Here is a 23,352-nt window from a genome sequence, read left to right on the forward strand (position 1 = left end):
CACGACGAAAGCAAGACCTTCCCGGAACCGGGAAGGTGCACGCAAGTGACTGATATATCAGCTGCTCAGCTTGTCCGAGGCTGCCTTGGCCCGGGTCTGGCCGGCGCCACCCTCGAAAATGAGGTAGGGCTCGGCCTGGCCGTTGATGACGGCCTCGTCGACCACGACCTTGCTCACGTTCTCGAGGGTCGGCAGCTCGAACATGGTGTCCAGCAGCACGCTCTCGAGGATGGTGCGCAGGCCGCGTGCTCCCGTCTTGCGCTGCAGCGCCTTGCGGGCGATGGCGACCAGGGCATCGGGACGGAACTCCAGCTCGACGCCTTCCATCTCGAACAGCTTGCGGAACTGCTTGATGACGGCGTTCCTGGGCTCGGTCTGGATCTTGACCAGCGCCTCCTCGTCCAGCTCCTCGAGGGTCGCGACCACTGGCAGGCGGCCGACAAACTCGGGGATCAGGCCGAAGCGCACCAGGTCTTCCGGCTCGACGTCCTTGAAGACCTTGCCGACGCTCTGCAGCTTCTTCTTGCTGCGCACCTCGGCGTTGAACCCGATGCCGACGGTTTCGGAACGCTGCTGGATGACCTTCTCCAGTCCCGCGAACGCACCGCCGCAGATGAACAGGATGTTGCGGGTATCGACCTGCAGGAACTCCTGCTGCGGGTGCTTGCGACCGCCCTGCGGCGGCACGCTGGCCACGGTGCCTTCGATCAGCTTCAGCAGCGCCTGCTGCACGCCTTCGCCGGAGACATCACGGGTGATCGACGGGTTCTCGCTCTTGCGCGAGATCTTGTCGATTTCGTCGATATAGACGATGCCGTGCTGCGCCTTCTCGACGTCGTAATCGCACTTCTGCAGCAGCTTCTGGATGATGTTCTCGACGTCCTCGCCGACATAGCCGGCTTCGGTCAGCGTCGTCGCATCCGCGATGGTGAACGGCACGTTGAGCAGGCGCGCCAGCGTTTCCGCCAGCAGCGTCTTGCCGGAGCCGGTCGGGCCGATCAGCAGGATGTTCGATTTCGCAAGCTCGACCTCGTCGTTCTTGCCGCGCGATTCCAGTCGCTTGTAGTGGTTGTACACGGCCACGGCCAGGACCTTCTTGGCCTGGTGCTGGCCGATCACGTACTGGTCGAGGACCTCGAGGATTTCCTTCGGGCGCGGCAGCGAGCTGCGGGTGCTGGCGGTCTTCTCCTCCAGCTCCTCGCGGATGATGTCGTTGCACAGCTCGACGCATTCGTCGCAGATGTACACGCTGGGGCCGGCGATCAGCTTGCGGACCTCGTGCTGGCTCTTTCCGCAGAAAGAACAGTAGAGGATTTTCCCGCCATCACCGCTGCCACCGCGACCCTGTCGCTCTTCGCTCATGCCTGCTTCCGAAGCCTCTTCATATCGGGAACGGAGAATACCACAGGGGTTTTCGGGCCCGTGTACACGGAATTGGCCTGGCCGGACGCCGCCTGGCCCGCCGTCTGGCCGCCCTGATCGGGCGGAATGCAGGCATCTCTGGACGGAAATCCGCGGTCCGTACCGGACAAGCCCGGGTCAGGCGGCCTGGACCATGAATTGGCGCAGCGAGGCGGCGGGCATCGGCCGGGCGATCAGGAAGCCCTGCGCATAGTCGCAGCCGATCTGGCGCAGGTACTGCCGCTGCGCCTCGGTCTCGATGCCCTCGGCCACGACCGTCAGGCGCAAGGCGCGGCCAAGCCGGACGACGATTTCGCAGATCTGTGCCGCACCTTCGTCCTCCTCGATGCCCTGGATGAACAGCCGGTCCAGCTTGAGCAGGTCGACCGGAAAGCTGCGCAGCTGGGCGAGGCTGGAATAGCCGGTGCCGAAATCGTCCATGATCAGCGTGACCCCGAGGGCCTTCAGTGCCCTCAGCCGGGCCAGAATGCCATCCGGGTCGTTCATGGCGCAGCTTTCGGTGACCTCCAGCGCCAGCCGGCGCGGCTCCATCCCGGTCCGCTGCAGGATGTCGGCGACCATGCCGGCGAACCGCTGCTCGCGCAGCTGCAGGACGGAGACATTGACCGCGACATAGTCGAAGGCGAGGCCTTCGGCGCGAAGGCCGACCAGCTCGCGGCAGGCCTGTTCGATCACCCAGGCGCCGATCGGCTGGATCAGCCCGCACTCCTCCGCCAGCGGGACGAACTGTTCCGGTGACACCTCGCCCAGGTCGGGGTGCGACCAGCGCAGCAGCGCCTCGATCGCCGTCGCCCGGCTGCCATCCAGGGGCATGATCGGCTGGAAGACCAGCGAGAGCTGTTCGCGTTCGAGTGCGCGACGCAGGTCGGCGACCACGCGCAGGCGGCGTTCGCCCTGCGCGCCCACCTCGGGCAGCCAGCGCGCGTGCCGGCCGCGGCCCAGGGCACGCGCCTCGGTCATGGCGACATCGGCGCGACCCAGCAGCATTTCCGCGGTGTCGCCCTCGCCTTCGACCAGTGCATCGCCGGCGGTCGCACTGACCGTCACTTCGCGACCGTCGACAATGATCGGCCGCGCCAGCTCGGCCAGAAGCTCGTCGACGCGGGCATCGAGCTGGTCTGGACCATCGACCAGCAGCAGGATCCCGAAGGCGTCGGACCCGAAGCGGCCGGCCAACTCCCCGGAGAGGGCATGGCGGCGCAGGCGCGCCGCCATCTCGATCAGCACGCGGTCGCCGCCCTCATGGCCCAGGTTGCCGTTGACGAAACGGAACTGGTCGAGGTCGATGGCCACGACCGCTACCCGATGGCGCAAGCCGGGTTCGGCCAGCGCCTCGGTGACCCGCGCAAGCAGACCATGCCGGTTAGCCAGGCCGGTCAGCTCGTCATGGCTGGCCAGGTATTCCAGCCGCTGCATGCGCTGCGTCGCATCGGTGACGTCGTGTGCATAGGCTTCCAGCAGCGATTCGCTTGACGCCGGGTCACCCAGGCAGACGCCGCGTTCCCAGAGATGCCGGATCGCCCCGTCGGCGCGGACGATGCGGTATTCGATCGTGTAACCGCCACCATCGGCGATCTGTCGCGAAACACTGCCGCGCACGCGCTCGCGGTCGGCGAAGTGGATCACCGACGCCCAGGTGCGGATACCGTCGAGGAATTCGCGCGGCGCGTAGCCGGAGAGTTCCTCGACGCCACCACTGATGTACTCCATCGTGTAGACATCGTCGTTGCGGCAGCGGAACAGCGTTCCCGGCAGGTTGCCGATCAGCGCCTGCAGCTTGCGTTCGCTTTCATTGAGGCTGTCGAGCAGCGTTTCGCGTTCGTCGATCTGTCGCGCGAACGCCATCGTCCCGATCGCCTTGCCGGCGTTGTCGTGGACCACGAAGGCACGGATTTCGAAGCAGCGTTGCCGGCCATGCCGGTCCGTCATCTTGCGGCGGTAGCGGATGCTGCCACCACTGCTCAGCAGGGCCTTGTCCTCGGCATCGATCTCCGCCGCCGAGCGGGCGTCATAAATGTCCGCGGCGCGACAGCCGATGATCTGTGCCGAACGGTTGCCACCGTGGCTGCGGTATTCATCCCAGTACGCCGAATTGACGGCCAGGTAGACGCCATCGACGTCCTTGATCCACGCGGGATCCGGCAGGGCGTCCAGCAGCAGCAGCGCGGCGCGCCAGCCGACACGACCCGCCGACTCGAATACCCCCACGTTGGCCAGCTTGACCATGACCCTCCCCGGTCAGTCCGGCTTGAACACACCGGCCGGGTCAGTGTGCGACGCTGGTCACGCCAACGCAAGGCACCCTGCAATGCAGGGCGAGGGCGCGATGCAGGCGACCCACGGTGACGACCCACTAACATTCATCCATGCGATTCCCGTCCCGCCGATGGGCGCGATTCCTGCGCACCACCCTGCTCTGCCTTGCCGTCGTTGCGTTGGTACTGCTGGCGCTGGATCGCCTGTGGCCGCCGCTGCTGCCGGATGCCGGACATGGCACCGTGGTCGTGGCGGCGGATGGTCGTCCGTTGCGCGCATTTGCGGACGAGCGCGGGGTCTGGCGTCGGCCGGTTGCCGTGGACGAGGTGTCGCCGCTGTACATCGAAGCCCTGCTCGCCTACGAGGACGGGCGTTTCTGGTGGCATCCCGGCATTGACCCGGTCGCACTGGCGCGGGCCGCGTGGCAGACGCTCCGCCATGGCCGCATCGTCTCCGGCGGCTCGACGCTGACCATGCAGGTGGCGCGCATCCTGCAACCGCCGGGCCGTCGCCACAGCGTGGCCGGCAAGATCCGCCAGGCTTTCCGCGCGCTGCAGCTGGAGTGGCGCCTCGACAAGAAAGACATCCTGGCGCTGTACCTCGATCACGCACCGTTCGGCGGTCCGATCGAGGGCGTTGCCGCGGCTTCCTGGGCCTACCTCGGCAAGCCACCGGACCAGCTCAGCCATGCCGAGGCGGCCCTGCTGGCCGTGCTGCCGCAGGCGCCCAGCCGCAACCGGCCGGACCGGCACCCCGGGCGCGCCCGCCGGGAACGCGACAAGGTCTTGCAGCGCATGGCCGACAGCGGCGTCTGGGCGGCGGATGTCGTCGCCGCCGCCATGCAGGAACCGGTGACGAGCCGGCGCCTGCGCGCACCCGCCGATGCCGCGCTGTTCGCCGAGCGGCTGCGCAGCGCCCACCCGCGCCAGGCACAGATCGCCACGCTCATCGATGCCGACCTGCAGGCGACGCTCGAGGCGCGCGTCAGCGGCTGGCTCGAGCGCTTCCCGCCATCGACCTCGGCCGCCGTGCTGGTCGTTGAAAACCATTCGCTGGCCGTCCGCGCCTATGTCGGCTCAGGCGCCTGGGGCGATCCGCAACGCCTGGGCCACGTCGACATGGTGCGCGCGCGGCGCTCGCCCGGCTCGACCCTCAAGCCCCTGCTGTTCGGCATCGCCGTCGATGACGGACTGATCCACAGCGGCAGCCTGCTGGTCGATGCGCCGCAGTCCTTCGCCGGCTACCGCCCGGCCAATTTCGACACCGGCTTCCGCGGCCCGGTGTCGGCGGCGGAGGCTTTGCGCCTGTCGCTCAATGTGCCGGCGGTCGACCTGCTCGACCGCGTCGGGCCTTCGCGATTCGCCGCCCGCCTGCAGCATGCCGGGCTGCGGCTGCACCTGCCGCGCGGTGCCGAACCCAACCTGAGCATGATCCTAGGCGGGGTCTCCACCAGCCTGGAGGACCTCGTCGCCGCCTACAGCGCGCTCGGAAACGGCGGGCTCGCCGGCCGGCCGAGACTCACGGCGGACCAGCCGGTTGTACAGCGCCGCCTGATGAGTGCGGGCGCGGCCTTCATCGTCCGGGAAATGCTGACCGAACCGGCGCCGCCGGGCTCTGCGGCGGAGCAACTGGCACGCGCGGACCGGCTGGTCGCCAAGACCGGGACCAGTTGGGGTTACCGCGACGCCTGGGCCGTCGGCGTGCTGCCGGGCTGGACGCTCGGCGTCTGGATCGGACGCCCGGACGGCACGCCGATGCCGGGCCACTACGGCGCGGTATCGGCGCTGCCGCTGCTGCAATCCATCGGCAATGACCTGCCCCGCCGCGCGACCGCCTTCGGCCGGCCCGACAGCGTCAGGCAGGTCGATGTCTGCTGGCCACTGGGCCAGCTGGCGGCAGGCAGCGAGCCGGAAACCTGCCCGCAACGGCGGTCGGCATGGATCCTCGACGACGTCGTGCCGCCGACGCTGCCCGACCGATCGGCGCCGAATGCGCAGCGCCGGATCCAGGTGCAGGTCGACGGCCGCGGCGAGCGCCGCGATACGGCCTGCGCCAATGGACAGGCGCTGACGACACGCACCATCGCGCGCTGGCCGCAACGTCTGCTGCCGTGGCTTGAGGCATCGGCGCGGAATGCAGCGACGCCACCACCGTGGTCGCCAGCGTGTCCGGGCCGTCCGGCGCACCTGGCGCAGGCGTTGGAGATCACCGGCCTGCGGGAGGGCATGACGCTGCGGCCGGCGCCCGGGAGTCGCGACTCGACAGCGCGAGTGAAGGTCACCGCACAGGGATCGGGCGCCGACATCTGGTGGCTGGTCGATGACCGGCTGGCCGCCCATAATGGACCGGGCGAATCGACGACGCTTGCGTTCGCCGAAGCAGGTCCGCACCGGGTCGTTGCGGTGGACGGCAATGGCAATCATGCCGCGGTGCGGGTCCGGGTGCTGCCGGCCAGCGGCGACCGGGCGGCGGACGCGCAGGAGCCGCCCTGAAGGTGTCGCGGCGGTCGCCGATGCCGCAAACGCGCCGAGACCGCCGGGTCCATCCGGGCTAGAATTGCCGACCTTTCACCCGACAACCGGCCCATGAGCGGCGAAACACGCAACGATTTCATCCGCCAGATCGTCCGCGACGATCTGTCCAGCGGCAAACACGACCGGATCCAGACCCGCTTCCCTCCGGAACCGAACGGCTACCTGCACCTGGGCCACACGCGCGCCATCTGGGCGGATTTCGGCATCGCCCAGGAGTTCAACGGGGCCTGCAACCTGCGTTTCGACGACACCAATCCGGCGAGGGAAGACCCGGAGTACGTGCAGGCGATCCAGGACGACGTGCGCTGGCTGGGCTACGACTGGCGTTCGCTGCGCCATGCGTCGGACTACTTCGACGTCTATTACCTGGCCGCCGAGAAGCTCATCCTCGACGGCAACGCCTACGTCTGCGACCTCAGCGCCGACCAGGTGCGCGAATACCGCGGCACGCTGACCGAACCGGGTCGCGATTCCCCGTTCCGCGGTCGCAGCGTCGAGGAAAACCTCGACCTGTTCCGGCGCATGCGCGCCGGCGAGTTCGCCGATGGCGCCCGCACGCTGCGCGCGAGGATCGACATGGCCAGCGGCAACATCAACCTGCGCGATCCGGCCCTGTACCGCATCAAGCATGTGCCACACCAGAACACCGGCGATGCCTGGTGCATCTACCCGATGTACGACTTCGCGCACGCACTGGGCGACGCCATCGAAGGCATCACGCATTCGCTGTGCACGCTGGAATTCGAGGACCACCGTCCGCTGTACGACTGGTGCGTGGACAAGGTCGATCTGGCCGGCAACCCGCAGCTGCTGCAACCGCTGCTGGATCGCGGGCTGCCGCTGGAAGCAGGCAAGCCGCGCCAGATCGAGTTCTCGCGACTCAATGTCAACTACACCGTCATGAGCAAGCGCAAGCTGATGGCGCTGGTGCAGGAAGGCCTGGTCGATGGCTGGGACGACCCGCGACTGCCGACGCTGCAGGGCATCCGCCGCCGTGGCTACACGCCGGCGGCGCTGCGCGCCTTCGTCGAGCGCCTCGGCCTGAGCAAGCAGAATTCGCTGATCGATTTCTCGGTGCTGGAAGCGGCGGTGCGCGAGGACCTCGACGCCAGCGCGCAGCGCCGCATGGCGGTGCTGGATCCACTGGGGCTGGTGCTGACCAACCTGCCCGAAGGGCACGGGGAAGTGGTCGCTTTCGCCAATCATCCGAAGGATGAAGCGGCCGGACAGCGCGACGTGCCGTTCTCGCGCGAGCTGTGGATCGAACGCGAGGACTTCATGGAGCAGCCGGTGAAGGGCTTCCACCGCCTGGTACCGGGTGGCGAGGTGCGGCTGCGCGGTATCGGCATCGTGCGTTGCGACGAAGTCGTCAAGGACGGCGATCGCGTGGTCGAGCTGCGCTGTTCGCTCGATCCGGAAACGCGACCCGGCCGCGAGGGCGCCAACCGCAAGGTCAAGGGCACCATCCACTGGGTCAGCGCGCGACATGCGGTCGCAGCCGAAGTGCGCCTGTACGACCGCCTGTTCAAGGTCCCGGATCCGGACGACGACAGCGACGGCCGGACCTACCGCGATCATCTCAATCCCGAATCGCGCCGCACCGTCCAGGCCTGGCTGGAGCCGGCGGCCGTCGATGTGGCGCCGGAAACCCGCCTGCAGTTCGAGCGCCTGGGCTACTTCGTCGCCGACCGCAAGGACCATTCGCCGCAGAAGCCGGTGTTCAACCGCACCGTCACCCTGCGCGATACCTGGGCCACGCGCGCCTGAACCCGGCGCCTGGAAGCGCCGTGACGCCGGTCACGGTGTGGCGGCGCCTCGCCGGCGCGGCAGGTGGATCCCGAAGCCCATCACCGCAGCAACCAGCAGCCCGCCCAGCAGCAGCCAGCCATCGACCGGCGACAGCAGTCCTTCCAGCACCAGGCTCGCGAACTGGACGCCGGTGTCGGCCAGCGAAGCCAGCGGCGACAGATGCAGCACGCGTGCGATATGGAAGGCCGCCTGTCCATACAGCGCCAGTGCGATCGTCAGCGCCGTGAGGCCGACCGCCCACAGCGCGCCGCGCCAGCGTCGGCCTCCCAGGATCTGCACGGCCACGCCCAGGGTCAGGCCAGCCGCCAGCGCCACCACGCAGCACGGTTGCCGGAACTTCAGCGAAAGCAGCAGCCACAGGCAGGCTTCAAACAGGACCAGAACCGTCCAGAACGGCCACATGCGCAGCAGGGAATCAACAGCGGCATTTCCCCGCGACGCGGAGTGTTGGACAATCACGTTCTGACCCCATCTAAGACATTGCAGAGCGACCCGGCGGCGGCACTGGCATGCACCGGGCCTTCACGGTGCCGGCAACGGCGACCGCGCGACCGGAACCCCTGTTCGGCATGACACCTTACAGCAGCACCAGCGAACCCTTCACCCTTCAGCGCGACTGCCCGGCCATCCTGGTACCGGCCGGCGACGAGGTGACCCTACCGGCCGGCCAGGCCGGCTACATCACCCAGGCGCTCGGTGGCAGCTTCACCGTCTATGTCGAAGGCAACCTGTTCCGCATCGCCGGCGCCGAGGCCGACGCCCTCGGCAAACTGCCGCCGCCGCTCCCGGAACTGCCGGAAGGGGCGACCGAGTCCGACGTCGAACAGGTCGTCTGGCAGCAGCTTCGGACCTGTTTCGATCCGGAGATCCCGGTGAACATCGTCGATCTCGGCCTCGTATACGAATGCGTGCTGTCGCGCAGCGCTGAGGGCGGCTACCGCGTCGACGTCAAGATGACGCTGACCGCGCCCGGCTGCGGCATGGGCGAAGTGCTGGTGGACGAGGTGCGCAGCAAGCTGGAGCTGATACCCACGGTTGAAGAGGCCGACGTCGAACTGGTGTTCGATCCGCCCTGGGGACGCACCATGATGTCGGAAGCCGCGCAGCTGGAAGTGGGGATGTTCTGATGGCGACACGCGAAGACCGTGGCATCGAGTTCATCCTGGATCGACCGCACGTGGAGCTGAACCAGTTGCTGAAGCTGGTCGGACTGTGCGACAGCGGCGGCGCCGGGAAGCAGATGGTCGCCAGTGGCGCGGTCAGCGTCGACGGCGAAGTGGAATCGCGCAAGACACGCAAGATCGTCGCCGGCAACGTCGTCGAGGCCGCAGGCGAGCGAATCCACGTTCGCGGCGCCTGAGGCGCAAAGCGGAGACACACCGCCGCAAGGGCAGGCGCTCGCGCGATACGGAAACGGGTGCGACGCCCCTGGGCTTGCCGGGCATCGTCGGTCGCTGATTCCAGTGCGCGGCGGCCAGGCCTGATAGCCGCCTTCAGCCGCCTTCAGCCGCCTTCAGCCGGCCGGCAGGATGAATGCAACGAGCACGCGCCGGCCCTCGCTTGCCAGCACGTTGTAAGTGCGTGCGGCAGCATCGTTGGCCATCACTTCCAGCCCGACGCCGCGCGTCAGCGGACGGGCCATCAGCGCGGCCGCCAGCTGCACGCGCGTGCGGCCGGTGCCAAGCAGGATGACATCGACGCCGGTCGCTACCAGCGTGTCCAGATGCGCGGCCTCGATGGCCGCTGCCGAGGCCACCGGCCAGTCCTCGATCACGCCTTCCGCCCACAGCGCGAAGCTTGACGGGAATTCGCGATCGCCGACCACCACCGCGTCATCACGCACCGAGCGCACCAGCGGCGCGCCGCCGGCATCGTCGAGGACGAGTGTCGTTGTCATCTCGTGCGCGGCCCGGTCACGCCGGCAGGGCGATCTTCGGCTCGTCGCGGTTGCGCCGGAACAGCACGACGATGTGGCCGATGGTCTGCACCACGCTGGCGCCGGTGCCGGAGACCAGTTCGTCGATCATGGCGGCGCGTTCCTCGCGGTCGCCGGCGGCGATCTTCACCTTGATCAGCTCGTGCTGGTCGAGGGCGACGCCGACCTCGGCGATGAAGGCGGCCGTGACGCCCTTGTTGCCGCTCTGCAGGACGGGCTTCAGGTGGTGCGCCTGGCTGCGCAGGTAACGCTTCTGTGTGGGCTTGAGATTCATCCGCGCATGATACAGCCCGCGCCCGCGCGCGTTGGGCTACACTACGCGCCGTTTTCGGGGAGTAGCCAGCTTCGCCGGGCCACCGGTGGAGCGTGTCCGTCAACATACTTGGCCCACAGGCCATGGCGGGCACCGGGTTCGACCGCAGCAAGACCGGAGACCGCGATGGCGCCAGGACCGGCCGCTTTCGTGGTCTTCGTGCGCCTGCCGGTCGGAATCATCGTCACCATGTCCACCTTCCTCCTTGCGACCGGCCTGGTCGCCCTTGCCGAGATCGGCGACAAGACGCAACTGCTGTCCCTGCTGCTCGCCGCACGCTACCGGCGTCCCTGGACGATCGTGCTCGGCATCCTGGTCGCCACGCTGGCCAACCACGCCCTCGCGGCCTGGCTCGGCGCCCTGCTCGCCGATGCCGTCAGCCCGGAGGTCCTGCGCTGGATCGTGGTGGCCGGCTTCGCGGCCATGGGCCTGTGGGCGCTGAAGCCGGACACCCTGGAAGCCGACAGCGTTCCGCAAAGCAGTCCGTTCGGCGTCTTCGGCATCACCCTCGTCGCATTCTTCCTGGCCGAGATCGGCGACAAGACGCAGGTCGCGACCATCGCCCTTGCCAGCCGGCACGCAACGGAACTGTCCGCCGTGGTGCTGGGCACGACCGCCGGCATGATGATTGCCAACGTGCCGGCCGTTTTCGCGGGCGCCTGGCTGCTGCGGAAGCTGCCCATGGTCTGGATCAGGCGCGCCGCCGCCGCCAGCTTCCTTGCCCTTGCTATCCTCGCGGCGCTGGCGCCCGTGCACGCGCCGGCATCGCACCCCACGCCGGCCACCGGGACGCCACCATGAACCGTATCGCGCTGCTGTGCCTGCTGTCGCTCCTTGCCGCCTGTGCGGCCGCCGTTCAACCCGACAGGCGTGAAACGGCGCAGGCGTCCGCTGCTGCGATCAGCGGCCTGAAGGCCCATCGCGGCATCGCCACGCACTGCGAACGCGACAGCGATTGCACCGTCCAGGACATCGGCAACTGTTGCGGTAGCTATCCGGCTTGCGTACGCGTCGATGCCCGACCGGACCCCGAGGCCGTCGCCAGCGAATGCGCGCGCGAAGGTCTCGCCGGCATCTGCGGCTTTCCGGACATTTCCACCTGCACCTGCGTGGAAGGCCAATGCGCCGCCGCCGGTGCTTCCCAGCAAGAGAACCTCCGATGACGTTGCCCCATTCGCTGAGCCTGACCCTGCCGGACTGGCTGCCCGACCTCGTCGATCCCGCGCTGCGTTTCGACAGCGACGAAGCCAAGGTCTCCATCGCGATCACGCTGTCGCGGCACAACGTCGACCACCGCAGTGGCGGCCCCTTCGGCGCGGCCATCTTCGATCCGGAAGGTCGCGTCGTGGCCGCCGGCGTCAATCGCGTGCTGCCGCAGAACTGCTCTGCCGCGCATGCCGAGATGATGGCGTTCATGCTCGCGCAGCAGCGCCTGGGGCGCGCGCGCATCAACGACGATGGTGGCCACTACACGCTGGCCACGTCGGCGCAGCCCTGCTGCCAGTGCTACGGCGCCAGCTTCTGGGCCGGCATCGACACGCTGCTGATCGGCGCGCGCAGCGAGGACGTCATGAGCCTGACGCAGTTCGACGAAGGTCCGCTGCCCGGCGACTGGGTCGGCGAACTGCAGGCACGCGGGATTGCCGTGCGACGCGACATCGAGCGCGAACAGGCCTGCGTCGTGCTCGCCGACTACGGCCGGCTCGGCGGCGTTTTCTACTGACCGGCATCGTGGCGATCATCGAACCGACCCACGCCGTGCTGGCACTGTGCCGCGCCGGCTTCGAAGGCGAATGCGGCCAGGAGCTGGCCGACCTGGCCGGTCGCACCGGCGGCGTCGGCTATGTGCGGGCGCGCAACGGCACGGCGATGGCGGAGTTCGTCGCCAGCGAAGACGGCAAGGCCAGCGCACCGGCCGTGGAATCGACGATCTTCGCGCGACAGGTTGTTTCCGTGTTCGCGCGCCTGACGGCGCTGGATGTCGGCGACCGCATCTCGCCGATGCTGGCGGCAGTGCGCGCGCGGGCCGACGAGGCGGGCCGGGTGCCGTGGCGCGAAGTGCTCATCGAATCACCGGACAGCGATGGCGGCCGCGAACTGGCACCGCTCTGTCGCCGCTTGGCGGGGCCGCTGGACCAGGCGCTGCTGCGTGCCGGCCTGCTGTCACGCACCGGAACGCGGCGCCTGCACGTGGTGTTCACCGCGACCGACGCCGCGATGCTCGGCGAACACACCTCCGACGCCAGCCGGCCCGCAGCCGGTGGCATTCCCCGCCTGCGCCGGCTGAGCGGTGCACCCAGCCGTTCCGCCGCCAAGCTCGACGAAGCGCTCGCGGTGATGATGGACGCCGACGAACGCCAGCGCCTGTTGCAGCCGGGCATGCGCGCCGTCGACCTCGGCGCCGCACCGGGCGGATGGACCTGGGTGCTGACCCGACACCATGTCCAGGTCAGCGCCATCGACAATGGCCCGCTCGCCGCGCACGTCATGGACACCGGGCTGGTCACCCACGTCCGTGCCGACGGCTTCCGCTGGCGGCCGGCAAAGACCGTCGACTGGCTGGTCTGCGACATGGTGGAACAGCCCATCCGCGTGGCCACGCTGATCGGCGGCTGGCTGGCCGACGGCGCCTGCCGCCAGGCGCTGTTCAACCTCAAGCTGCCGATGAAGAAGCGCTACGCGGAAACCCTCGCCTGCCTGGAACGCTTGCGCGACACCGCCGGCCTGCCGCTGGATCTGCGCTGCCGGCAGCTTTACCACGACCGCGAGGAAGTGACGGTACTGGCGATTCCGGCACGTCGCTGAGTCGGGTCCGACCTGCGCCGGATCGCGATGGGACCGGGACGGCAGGGCCGCTCCGGCGCCGGCGCGCCCCACGTCCATCCCGCCCCGGGACAGGTCGGGTCGCCGCCACAACGTCCAGTCGCGGCGACGTTCACCGGCATGCCATCCCGCTGACATGAATCCATCCTAAAATTGCCGCACCCCTGTCCCCGCCATCGAGGTCCATGCCGATGCAACGCTCCCTGGGCGCCCTTCGCGCTCTAGCCCTGCTCGCCGCGGTTGCCGCCGCACCGTCCGTTTCCGCACAGGTCGTCATCAGCCAGGTCTACGGCGGTGGTGGCAACAGCGGTGCGGTCTATACCCACGATTTCGTGGAGCTGTTCAACGCCGGCAGCGCACCGGCCGATCTGGCCGGCCTGACGCTGCGCTACGCCAGCAACAACGGCAACTTCCCGAACTCCGGCACCAACTATTTCGAACTGCCGGCCGACACGATTCCGCCCGGCGGCTACTACCTGGTGCAGATGGCCGTCGGCGCCAACACGGGCATGCCGGGCCTGCCGACCCCGGACGCGATCGGCGCCGCCACGATGGGCGGCACCAACGGCAAGATCGTGCTGGCCACCATGGGCGACCTTGCCTGCGGCAGCACCACCGGCACGCCGGTTCCCTGTTCGCCCGGGCAGCTCGACCTGATCATCGACCTCGTCGGCTTTGGCTCCGCGACGATGTTCGAAGGCAGCGCGCCGACCGCGGTGCTCTCCAATGCCACCGGCGCGATGCGCAAGGAAAACGGCTGCCAGGACACCGATGACAATGGCGCCGACTTCGACGTCGTCACCCCGGTTGCACGCAACTCCTCCAGCCCGGCCGCACAGTGCGGCTCGCCGAAGGTCGTCATCAGCCAGGTCTACGGCGGTGGCGGCAACAGCGGTGCGGTCTATACCCACGATTTTGTGGAGCTGTTCAACGCCGGCAGCGCACCGGCCGACCTGGCCGGCCTGACGCTGCGCTATGCCAGCAACAACGGCAACTTCCCGAACGCCGGCACCAACTACTTCGAACTGCCCGCCGACACCATTCCGCCCGGCGGCTACTACCTGGTGCAGATGGCGGCCGGCTCCAACCTGGGCCTGCCGGGCCTACCGACGCCGGATGCGACAGGCGCCGCCACCATGGGCGGCACCAACGGCAAGATCGTGCTGGCCACCACCGGCGACCTTGCCTGCGGCAGCACCACCGGCACGCCGGTTCCCTGCTCCCCCGGGCAGCTCGACCTGATCGTCGACCTGGTCGGCTTCGGCTCCGCCACGATGTACGAAGGCAGCGCGCCGACCGCGGTACTCTCCAATGCCACCGGCGCCATGCGCAAGGAAGACGGTTGCCAGGACACCGATGACAATGGCGCCGACTTCGACGTCGTCACCCCGGTTGCCCGCAATTCGGCCGCGCCGGCGCATGTCTGCGGCGGCGGTGGCGGCACCGACCTCGTCCTCTCGATCGCGAGCGCCAGCGTTGTCGAAGGTGACAGCGGCACGACCCATCTCGACTTCATCGTGACGCTGTCCGGTCCGGCTCCGGAAGGCGGCGTCGCTTTTGTCGCCACCACCACCGACGGCAAGGCCACGTCCCCGGATGACTTCACCGCCCTTTCCTTCGCGTTGTTCGCCATCGACGAAGGCGAGACCACGACCACCGTTTCCGTGCAGGTCAATGGCGACACCACCGTCGAACCGGACGAGACCTTCACCGTCAGCATCGACGCACCGGTAGCCGGCGTGGTGCTGGGCACGGCCACCGCGACCGGCACCATCATCAATGACGACGCCGAGATCCTTGCGATCAACGCCATCCAGGGCAGCGGCCTGCGCTCGCCGCTGGCGCCTGTAACCGGCAACGGCATCGGCACCATGGTCAGCACCACCGGCAACATCGTCACCGCGATTTCCAGCAACGGCTTCTTCATGCAGACGCCGGACGGCGCCGATGACGGCAACCCGGCCACCAGCGAAGGCATCTTCGTGTTCACCGGCAGCGCGCCGAACGTGCAGATCGGCGACGTGGTCAACGTCAACGGCAGCGTCCAGGAGTACTACGAGTGGACCCAGCTCACCGGCGTGACGGTGACCGTCACCGCCAGTGGCGCCACCCTGCCGACGCCGGTGGTCCTCGACGAGACCCGTCCTTCCGCCGACCTGCTGGCACTGAGCTGCCCGGAAACCGAAAGCAATTTCGAATGCTTCGAGAACATGCTCGTCCATGTGCCGGCGGGTGCCGTGGTGCAGGGCAACCAGCGCTTCGGCAGCGATCCGTTCGGCGAAGCCTTCGTGACTGCCAGCGGTGAACGTACGCGTCGCGAGAAGGGCCTGCTTCCGAACGTGACGCCGCCCGTGCCCGGCCTGCCGGTGTGGGATGGCAATCCGGAAGTGTTCGAGCTCGACGCCGACGGCGCCGGTGCGGTGCCGACCGGCACGGCCCTCTTCGGCGGCGACCTGTTCGAAGCCACCGGCGTGATCGCCTACCAGTTCGGCAATTACGCGCTGCGTCCGACTTCGCTGACGATCGTGCCGGCGGATCTTCCGCGTGCCGTTCCTGCCAGCGCCGGCGACGCCGAGCTGCGCATCGGCTCGTTCAACACGCTGAACCTGTGCCAGGGCAGCTGCAACGCGACCAAGGTCGCGCGTGTCGCCGCCTACATCGGCGACGTGCTGGGCCTGCCCGACGTCGTCGGCCTGCAGGAACTGCACGGCACCGGCGCGGCGACCGCGCTGGCTGCGCGCCTCAACGACCAGTACGGCACCGACTACGTCGCCTACACCGGCAGCACGCCGCACAGTGACGGCATCCGCAACGGCTTCCTGGTCAAGGCCGGCCGCGTCGATGTCACCCGCGTCCGCAACCTCAACGCCGGCGCGACCATCGACGTCTGCGAAGGTACGCCGCCCTGCGTGATGCATGACCGTCCGCCCTACCTGCTCGAAGCCAACTTCACGGGCGGCGAGGGCGAGCGTTTCGCGGTCATGAACAACCACACGCGCTCGCTGATCGGCATCGGCGACGACGGCGCCACCGGCACGCGCGTGCGCGCCAAGCGCTTCGCCCAGGGCAAGGACATCGCGCAGCTGGTCCAGCGCTTCCAGGAAGGCGAGGAACTGGAACCGGCATCGCCGGTCGGCAACCCGGACACCGCCGGCGTGCCGCTGGTGCTGGTGGGCGACTACAACGCCTTCGAGGTGACCGACGGCTATGCCGACGTGGTCGGGCTGATCACCGGCCACTACGACGACGACGAGAACGAATACCAGTTGTCCGGACCGAACATCGTCGATCCGCCGCTGCAGAACCTCGTCCTCGACGTGCCGCTCGACGACCGCTACTCGTACACCTACACCGAAGACCTGGGCGACACGCTGGCGGAAACGCCGCGCAACGTCGGCTCGGTGCAGGTGCTCGACCACGGCATGGTGAACGAGGCGGCGCTGACCTGGTGCGGCGGCCTGCACTACGGTCGCGGCAATGCCGATGCGCCGGTCGAACTGCGCAACACGGGCACCGGCGCGGTCGGCAGCTCCGACCATGACGGCCTGGTGGTGCGCCTGTTCACCGACCGCCTGTTCATCCATGACTTCGAGGATAGCCTGCGCTGCAGGCGCTGATCCGGTCCCGTACCGGCTCACTTCGACGGCTGCCTGCGGGCAGCCGTCGTCGTTTGCGGCCCCTGCCCCGCTAACATGGCGTCATGCGAACGTTGCTGCGCTTCCTGCCTTTGCTGGTCCTCGCTGCCCTGGCCATCGCCGCCTTCGTGGTCGGACTGCCGGGACGGCTGGCACCCGAGCGCCTGCTCACCGACGCCAGCGATTTCCTCGGCCTTGCCTCCAGTCGGCCGTTCACGACGTTCGGCCTGCTCTGCCTGCTGCTCGCGCTGGTGACCGCGGTCGGACTGCCCGGCGCGTTCGCGGTGTTCGCGGCCGCGGGTTTCCTGCTCGGTGCGCCCGCCGCCATGCTGGTCGCCGCGACCGGAAACTGCCTGGGCACGTCGGTGCTCATGCTGGCGCTCAAGCGGGCTTTCTTTTCGAGCGAGCATGCGCCTCGCGCCGACCAGGGCACGCTGTCGCGGCTGCGCCATGACTTCGCGCGCAGTCCCTTCTATTATGCAGTGGCCTTGCGTGCCATGCCGGTCCTGCCCAACGGCGTGGTGACGGCGACCCTTGCTGCGCTGCGCTGTCCCTGGCCCAGCTTCCTCGCCAGCAGTGCCGTCGGACCGCAGGTCAATGCCGCGCTTCTGGGCTGGATGGGCGCCGAGCTCGCCCATGAAGTGCGAGCCGGACATCCGCTGGAACTGGAAACGCTGGCCCGTCCCGGCCTGTGGTTGCCGATGCTGCTGGTGGTGGCAGTCGCCCTGTTGCCGCCCCTGCTGCGCAATCGCCGCGAGAGGAAGCGTGAGGCCGCCGCCGACGATGCGGTTAAGCCTGGTTACTCTAACCTCACGCCATGAATGCACTGTTCCGCCCGTCGCGCCTGTTCCTTGTCCTGCTCGCACTGCTGCCGGCAATGCCGGCCGACGCCGCGGTGCGCGTGGTGATCGAAGGTCTCAAGGGCGCGACGCTGCGTGAACAGGCCCAGAAATCGACCAGCCTCTACGGCTACCGCGACCGCGCGATCAGCCCGGCTCAGGCGCGCCGCCTGCATGAGCGCGCACCGGACGAAATCCGTCGCGCCCTGCAGCCGCACGGTTACTACCGGGCCGAAGTCACCGGCGACCTTGTCCAGAACGGTGATGACTGGGTAGCGACCTACACCATCCGCGTGCGCATCAGCGCGAAGGTGCGCAAGATCGACATCGCCTTCACTGGCGAAGGTGCCGACGACGAGGCGCTGCAGGCGCTGGCGTCACGTTTCCCCCTCGCCGTGGACGATCGCCTGGTCCATGCCCGCTACGAAAGCGGCAAGGCGGCCATGCTCAACGCGATCCAGGGGCGCGGCTACCTGCGCGCACGAGGCGTCACGACGCGGGTCGACGTGCACGTCGACGAGGACGCCGCAGACATCACGCTGCACTGGGACACCGGGCCGCGCTACCGGATCGGCGAAACCCATTTCGAAGGCGCACAGTTCCCCGACGAGTTCATGCGCCGCTTCGTCCAGCACAGGGAAGGCGACTACTACGACGCCGACACGCTGCTGAAACTGCAGCGACGCCTGATCGACGCCGACTATTTCGGATTCGTCGCCGTAACGCCGCGCATGCAGCGCCGTCGCACAGGCCGCGGCGCGGCTGCGGCGGCGGGGGCGGAAGGTGAAACGGTGACGACCGCTGTCGATGGCGACCTGCCCGCCGATGCGGACCCGCGCGCCGATGATCCACCCGCCGATGCCGCCACCGGCACGGCAGCCAGTCGCAGTCCGGGCGAAAGCGGCGCGGCAAATGGCGAAGCCATCGTGCCGATCGTCGTCCAGGTCGCGCCGGCGCCGCGCAACGTTTACACCGCGGGCGTGTCGATCGGTACCGATTCCGGCGTCGGCGTGCGGGGCGGCGTCAAGCGGCGCTGGGTCAACAGCCGCGGCCACAAGGCGAATGCCGAGTTCGAACTCAGCCAGCGCCTCACCGCGGGTGCACTGAACTACGAGATCTTCTCCACCGACGAACACCTGCGCAGCTTCAACATCGGTGCCACCCATCGCCGCGAAAGCACCGACAGCACCGAATCGGAAACCACCAGTGTCTTCGCCATGGAGAACCGCCTCTGGCATGGCTGGTGGCGCGACCTCGGCCTGCGCGCGCTGTATGGCGATTTCGAAGTCGCCCGCCAGCGCAGCAACTCCACCCTGGTCTTCGCCGAAGGCCGGCTGACGCGCCGACGCGCCAACGACGACCTGTTCCCCACCCGCGGCTACAGCATCACGCTGGAGGCCCGCGCCGGCAGCGAAGCCATGCTTTCCGACACCGATTTCGTCCAGTTGCGTGGCGAAGCGCGCTACATCCATCCGCTCGGGGACAGGCAGCGCCTGTACTTCCGTGGCATTGCCGGCAGCACCTGGGTGGACGACTTCAACGCGCTGCCTCCTTCGCTGCGTTTCTTCGCCGGCGGCGACCGCACCATCCGCGGCTATGGATACCAGGCTGTCGGTCCGGAAACGCGCGTCTGCGATTTCGACCCGGAACGACCCGGCTACTGCGAGGACTTCGTGGTCGGCGGCAAGCACCTGGCCGTGCTCAGTGCCGAATACGAACGCGACATCGCCCGCGACTGGTCTTTGGCCGGCTTTGTCGATACCGGCAATGCCTTCAACGACGCGGGCGCCTTCAAGACGCGCACCGGCGTCGGCGTCGGTGTGCGCTGGCGATCGCCGGTCGGCCTGGTACGGCTGGACATCGGCCACGGCCTCGACGACGCCAAGAACGCTGTCGAGCTGCACATCATCATCGGGCCCGACCTGTGAGGCGCGGCGTCCGCTACGCGCTGTGGGGGCTCGCCTCGCTGCTGGTACTGGTGGTGCTCGTGGTCGCCTGGCTTGGTGGCAGCCAGAGCGGCCTGCGCTTCGCGCTCGGCCAGGTGCGCGGACTGCTTTCCGACCGCCTTGACGTCGGCAGCGCCGAAGGCTCGCTGCTGGGCGGCATGCGGCTGCGCGACATCCGCTATTACGATCCACTCGTCGGCGATTACAGGCTGGCGCTTGTCGAGGTCGCGCCGCGCAGCCGGCGCCTGTTCAGCGGCGAACTGTTTCTTGCCGGCGTCACCGTCGAAGGCGTCGATATCACGCTCGCGCCACCGTCCGACGATACGCCGGCGGCGGACGATCCGTTCCGCCTGCCGCCCTTGCATGCGCCACTGGCGATGCAGGTCGAATCACTGGAGGTGCGCAATGTAGCCGTCCGCCAGCACGACGGCACGCCTGTGGTCGACATCGAGAGTATCGACGGCGCCGCGCGCTGGGCCGGGGCACGCCTTGCCGTCCAACAGTTCGACGTGCGCCTGCAGGAAGGCGAGCTGGGCATGACCGCGGACATCGACACCGCCGCCGACTGGGCCGGCGACGCCCGGGTCGCGTTCAACCTTCAATGGCCGGATCAGCCCGAACCGCTGGCCGGTGTCGCCCAGCTGCAGGGCCCGCAGGATACCCCGACGATCCACCTCGCCCTGGCGCAGCCTTCGGCGGCGACACTCGACCTCGACTGGCCGGCGGGACTGGAATCGCGCTGGCGGCTGAGCGCACGCAGCGACGGATTCGACCTTGACCGACTGCTGGCCGATGCACCGTTCAGGCGGATTGCGCTCAGCATCGAAGGCGAAGGCGACCTGCATACCGCCGCGCTGGATGGCAGCGTGCGGCTCGATGACTACGGCGTTGTCCTGGAAGCGCTGTCACTGCGTCGCGAGTCGCCCCGCGTGGTACTGGAACGGCTTGCCCTCGGTGAGGCCGATGGCAGTGGCCGCATCGACGCCAGCGGTGAGATCGACCTTTCCGGAGACACGCCGGTGGGCCGCATCGCGGCCGACTGGCATGGCATCAACCCGCCACTGCAGGCACCGTTCGACCAGCTCGCCGCCAGCGGACATGTGTCGGCCAGTGGCACGCCGTCGCAGTTGCGCGCGCGCATCGACGCCGTTGCCCAGGTCAACGCCCAGCAGGTTCGACTGGACGCGCAGCTGGAAGGCGATCCGCAGCGCGAACTTCGCGTCGCGCCGTTCACGCTGGTGACCGGCAACGGGCAGCTCGACGGTGAGGCGCGCCTGCTGCTGGCCGACGGCCTTGGCTGGGATGCGACGTTGCGCGCGCAGCAGTTCGATCCCGGCCTACTGTTGGCCGACTGGCCGGGACAGGTGGATCTCGACGCCACCTCGACGGGGCATGTTCCTGCCGGCGACCGCGATGCAATGAGGGCGAACGTCGAGATCACGCGCCTGGGTGGCCAGCTGCGGCAGCGCAGGCTGGCGGGTGGCGGCCGACTCGAGCTCGCCGACCGCGAAAGCGCGCGTACCGATCTCGACCTTCGGCTGGGCGACAACCGGCTGCGCATCGAAGGCCGTGTCGGCAGCACCATGGACGCGCGACTGCGCGCCGACCTGCCCGATCCGGCAGCGTTCCTGCCCGACGCCAGCGGACACGTGGACGCCGATCTCACAGCGCAAGGCAGCTGGCCGACGCTGGCGATCGCCGGCCGCATCAATGGCGAAGACGTCGCCTTCGCTGATGTCCATGTTGCCGGGCTGTCCCTCGACATGGACGCACGCAGCGACTTCAGTGGCGACAACCGCCTCCGGGTCCAGGCCACCGGCCTGCAACTGGCCGGCCAGCACTTCGACACGCTCGACCTCGCCGCAGGCGGCAATGAGGCGGACAACCGCATGACGCTGGAAACCGACTCCGCGCAGGGTCAGCTTCGCCTTGCCGTGGCCGGTGCCTGGTCGCGCGCCGATTCCCGCTGGGCGGGACGCATCGACACGCTGGAACTGGCGTCGCCACAGTTGCCCGAGCCGCTGTCGCTGCGCGACAGCAGTGCCCTGCAGCTGTCGGCGCAAGCGGTCGCGCTGGAACGCGCCTGCCTGCATGGCGCCGACACCCATGTCTGCCTCGACGGCGACTGGAACGCCGGCAGCGGCGGCGCCATCGGCTTCGAACTCGCACGCCTGCCGACGGCCTGGCTGGTGGCGCTGTCCGGCGACGACACCCTGCAAGCCAGTGGCGAACTCGGCGGTCGCGGCCGCCTGCTCATCGACGCGGACAACCACATCACCGGACAGGTGCGCGTCGAAGGGACGCCGGGCCGCATCGCATTCGTCGAGGCCGAGCGCAGCGACGAACGGCAACCCGACCTGCTCGCCTGGACGCGGCTGGAAGGCCAGGTCGAGCTCGCCGGCGACCAGCGCAGTGTCGATGCCACGCTGGAACTGAGCCCGAGCGGGCTGCTGCGTGTCGTCGCCGTCACCGCGCCGGGCGACGACGGCCGCGACACATTGGCGGGCCATGTCGACGTCGATGTGCCCGACCTGTCGATGCTGGCATTGCTGACGCCGGAGCTGGTCAACCCGGTGGGCGGCGTGCGCGGCCGGATCGCGCTGGGCGGCACGCTGGACGCGCCGGAAACGCGAGGCAACATCGAACTGGCCGGGTTCGGCGCCGAGATTCCGTCGGCGGGCCTGCGCGTGCGCGACAGTAACGTGAAGGTGGTGGCGGGCGCCGATGGCCGCCTCGACATCGAAGGCGATGTACGCACCGGTGATGACGGCAACCTGCGCATCGGCGGCTGGGTCGGCCCGTTCGCCGGCGAACGCATCGCGATGGAGATCACGCTGACCGGCGAGCAGGTGCTGGCTGCCGATATTCCCGCCGCGCGCGTGTTCGTCAGTCCGGACCTGCGCATCGTCAACAATGCGCGCGGACTGCGCGTGCTGGGCAAGGTGGCGATCCCGCAGGCGATGATCCGGCCGGAGCTCCTCGAAGGTGGCGCCAGCCCGCCCTCGCCCGATGTCCATATCGCCAACCAGGATGACGTCGATGTCGCCACCACCGGCCTGCCGGTGTTCGCCAATGTCGAAGTCACGCTGGGCGACCGTGTGCGCATCGAAGGATACGGCCTGAAGGGCAGCCTCGGCGGCAAGCTCGACATCCGCGAACGTCCGGACAGCGATACCCGTGCACTGGGTGAAATCACGGTGGCCGGCACCTACCAGGCCTATGGCCAGGATCTCGACATCGAACGCGGCCGCCTGCTGTTCTCCGGCCCGGTCGGAAACCCGGGCCTCGACATCCGCGCCATCCGCCGCATCGACGCCGTTACGGCAGGCCTGCAGGTCACCGGCTACGCTCAGCGCCCGATCCTCGAGGTCTATTCGGTGCCGGCGATGGACCAGGCCGAAGCCCTGTCGTACCTGGTACTGGGCCGTCCTTTGCGCCAGGCAACCAGCAGTGAAGACCAGAGTGCGCTCGGCACCGCCGCGACCGCCGTCAGTACCGCCGGTGGCGACCTGCTCGCCAAGTCGCTCGGCGCGCGCCTGGGCCTCGATGAGGTCGGCGTCGGCACCTCTCGCGAGCTCGGTGCCGGCGCCCTGACCGTGGGCAAGTACCTGTCACCACGCCTGTACCTGGGTTACGGGCGCAGCCTGTTTGACGGTGGCCAGCTGATGACGCTGCGCTACCGCCTGACCGAGCGTTTCGAACTGGAGGCGCAGTCGGGCACCCGCGACAACAAGGCCGGCATCAACTACCGCCTGGAACGCTGAGCAGGACCGCGTCGACGGCGGAAACCGGTTGGGAAGAAGGGGCAGCGCCGCGCGCATGCCCCCTTCGTGTCGTCG

17 protein-coding genes and 1 riboswitch are annotated in these 23,352 nt (G+C 68.7%); of the genes, 12 read left to right on the forward strand and 5 right to left on the reverse strand.

All coding sequences use genetic code 11. From position 1 onward, the window contains the following. Positions 1 to 57: 57 nt before the first annotated feature. Positions 58 to 1,362, reverse strand: a complete 1,305-nt coding sequence (clpX, locus tag EDC25_RS04195; RefSeq protein WP_123523129.1) for an ATP-dependent Clp protease ATP-binding subunit ClpX — start codon at positions 1,360 to 1,362, stop codon at positions 58 to 60. Positions 1,363 to 1,539: 177 nt separating this feature from the next. Beyond that, the gene (locus tag EDC25_RS04200; protein WP_123523130.1) at positions 1,540 to 3,648 is read right to left on the reverse strand and encodes a putative bifunctional diguanylate cyclase/phosphodiesterase; all 2,109 of its coding nucleotides are present in this window, start codon (positions 3,646 to 3,648) and stop codon (positions 1,540 to 1,542) included. A 140-nt stretch (positions 3,649 to 3,788) separates the two neighbouring features. Here EDC25_RS04200 and pbpC point away from each other — a divergent pair, with 140 nt between their 5' ends. Both pbpC and EDC25_RS04210 read left to right on the forward strand, forming a co-directional pair. Next, the gene (pbpC, locus tag EDC25_RS04205) at positions 3,789 to 6,170 is read left to right on the forward strand and encodes a penicillin-binding protein 1C (protein ID WP_123523131.1); all 2,382 of its coding nucleotides are present in this window, start codon (positions 3,789 to 3,791) and stop codon (positions 6,168 to 6,170) included. A 93-nt stretch (positions 6,171 to 6,263) separates the two neighbouring features. Beyond that, the gene (locus tag EDC25_RS04210; protein ID WP_123523132.1) at positions 6,264 to 7,979 is read left to right on the forward strand and encodes a glutamine--tRNA ligase/YqeY domain fusion protein; all 1,716 of its coding nucleotides are present in this window, start codon (positions 6,264 to 6,266) and stop codon (positions 7,977 to 7,979) included. A gap of 30 nt (positions 7,980 to 8,009) precedes the next feature. Here the strand turns inward: EDC25_RS04210 and EDC25_RS04215 are convergent, their stop codons facing one another. Then, a complete protein-coding gene (locus tag EDC25_RS04215) occupies positions 8,010 to 8,423 on the reverse strand; it encodes a hypothetical protein (RefSeq protein ID WP_123523133.1) in 414 nt (137 codons plus the stop codon). 167 nt (positions 8,424 to 8,590) lie between these two features. Between EDC25_RS04215 and sufT the strand changes: the two genes are divergently transcribed. Both sufT and EDC25_RS04225 read left to right on the forward strand, forming a co-directional pair. Then, positions 8,591 to 9,148, forward strand: a complete 558-nt coding sequence (gene sufT / locus EDC25_RS04220; RefSeq protein WP_123523196.1) for a putative Fe-S cluster assembly protein SufT — start codon at positions 8,591 to 8,593, stop codon at positions 9,146 to 9,148. Continuing rightward, positions 9,148 to 9,381: an RNA-binding S4 domain-containing protein gene (locus EDC25_RS04225; RefSeq protein ID WP_123523134.1), complete on the forward strand. Its 234-nt coding sequence runs from the start codon at positions 9,148 to 9,150 to the stop codon at positions 9,379 to 9,381. Before sufT ends, EDC25_RS04225 begins: the two co-directional genes overlap by 1 nt. 153 nt (positions 9,382 to 9,534) lie before the next feature. On the opposite strand, the gene EDC25_RS04230 is transcribed toward EDC25_RS04225, so the two are convergent. Together EDC25_RS04230 and yhbY are read right to left on the reverse strand one after the other, a co-directional pair. Next, positions 9,535 to 9,918 carry an Mth938-like domain-containing protein gene (locus EDC25_RS04230; protein ID WP_123523135.1) on the reverse strand — a complete coding sequence of 128 codons (384 nt, stop codon included), beginning with the start codon at positions 9,916 to 9,918 and terminating at the stop codon, positions 9,535 to 9,537. A 16-nt stretch (positions 9,919 to 9,934) separates the two neighbouring features. After that, positions 9,935 to 10,231 carry a ribosome assembly RNA-binding protein YhbY gene (gene yhbY / locus EDC25_RS04235; RefSeq protein WP_123523136.1) on the reverse strand — a complete coding sequence of 99 codons (297 nt, stop codon included), beginning with the start codon at positions 10,229 to 10,231 and terminating at the stop codon, positions 9,935 to 9,937. Positions 10,232 to 10,269: 38 nt separating this feature from the next. Further along, positions 10,270 to 10,450, forward strand: a riboswitch (yybP-ykoY riboswitch). Positions 10,451 to 10,459: 9 nt separating this feature from the next. Here yhbY and EDC25_RS04240 point away from each other — a divergent pair. The 8 genes from EDC25_RS04240 (at position 10,460) to EDC25_RS04265 (ending at position 23,277) form a co-directional block, all read left to right on the forward strand. After that, the gene (locus tag EDC25_RS04240; RefSeq protein ID WP_123523197.1) at positions 10,460 to 11,071 is read left to right on the forward strand and encodes a TMEM165/GDT1 family protein; all 612 of its coding nucleotides are present in this window, start codon (positions 10,460 to 10,462) and stop codon (positions 11,069 to 11,071) included. Continuing rightward, positions 11,068 to 11,433 carry a hypothetical protein gene (locus tag EDC25_RS14645; protein WP_164484218.1) on the forward strand — a complete coding sequence of 122 codons (366 nt, stop codon included), beginning with the start codon at positions 11,068 to 11,070 and terminating at the stop codon, positions 11,431 to 11,433. The genes EDC25_RS04240 and EDC25_RS14645 overlap by 4 nt, the downstream gene beginning before the upstream one ends. After that, positions 11,430 to 11,993 (forward strand): nucleoside deaminase, encoded by a 564-nt coding sequence (locus tag EDC25_RS14650; RefSeq protein ID WP_164484219.1) that lies wholly within the window; start codon positions 11,430 to 11,432, stop codon positions 11,991 to 11,993. Before EDC25_RS14645 ends, EDC25_RS14650 begins: the two co-directional genes overlap by 4 nt. Before the next feature lie 5 nt (positions 11,994 to 11,998). After that, positions 11,999 to 13,075 (forward strand): 23S rRNA (cytidine(2498)-2'-O)-methyltransferase RlmM, encoded by a 1,077-nt coding sequence (rlmM, locus tag EDC25_RS14655; RefSeq protein WP_377601279.1) that lies wholly within the window; start codon positions 11,999 to 12,001, stop codon positions 13,073 to 13,075. Positions 13,076 to 13,284: 209 nt separating this feature from the next. Beyond that, complete coding sequence (locus EDC25_RS04250) at positions 13,285 to 16,710, forward strand: lamin tail domain-containing protein (protein WP_164484220.1); 3,426 nt, start codon at positions 13,285 to 13,287, stop codon at positions 16,708 to 16,710. Positions 16,711 to 16,793: 83 nt separating this feature from the next. Continuing rightward, complete coding sequence (locus EDC25_RS04255) at positions 16,794 to 17,549, forward strand: VTT domain-containing protein (RefSeq protein ID WP_123523139.1); 756 nt, start codon at positions 16,794 to 16,796, stop codon at positions 17,547 to 17,549. Next, positions 17,546 to 19,495: an autotransporter assembly complex protein TamA gene (locus EDC25_RS04260; protein ID WP_123523140.1), complete on the forward strand. Its 1,950-nt coding sequence runs from the start codon at positions 17,546 to 17,548 to the stop codon at positions 19,493 to 19,495. Before EDC25_RS04255 ends, EDC25_RS04260 begins: the two co-directional genes overlap by 4 nt. After that, positions 19,492 to 23,277, forward strand: a complete 3,786-nt coding sequence (locus tag EDC25_RS04265; protein WP_132577261.1) for a translocation/assembly module TamB domain-containing protein — start codon at positions 19,492 to 19,494, stop codon at positions 23,275 to 23,277. The genes EDC25_RS04260 and EDC25_RS04265 overlap by 4 nt, the downstream gene beginning before the upstream one ends. Positions 23,278 to 23,352 lie beyond the last annotated feature (75 nt).

It is taken from the genome of Pseudofulvimonas gallinarii (assembly GCF_004343305.1).
Lineage (GTDB): Bacteria > Pseudomonadota > Gammaproteobacteria > Xanthomonadales > UBA2363 > Pseudofulvimonas > Pseudofulvimonas gallinarii.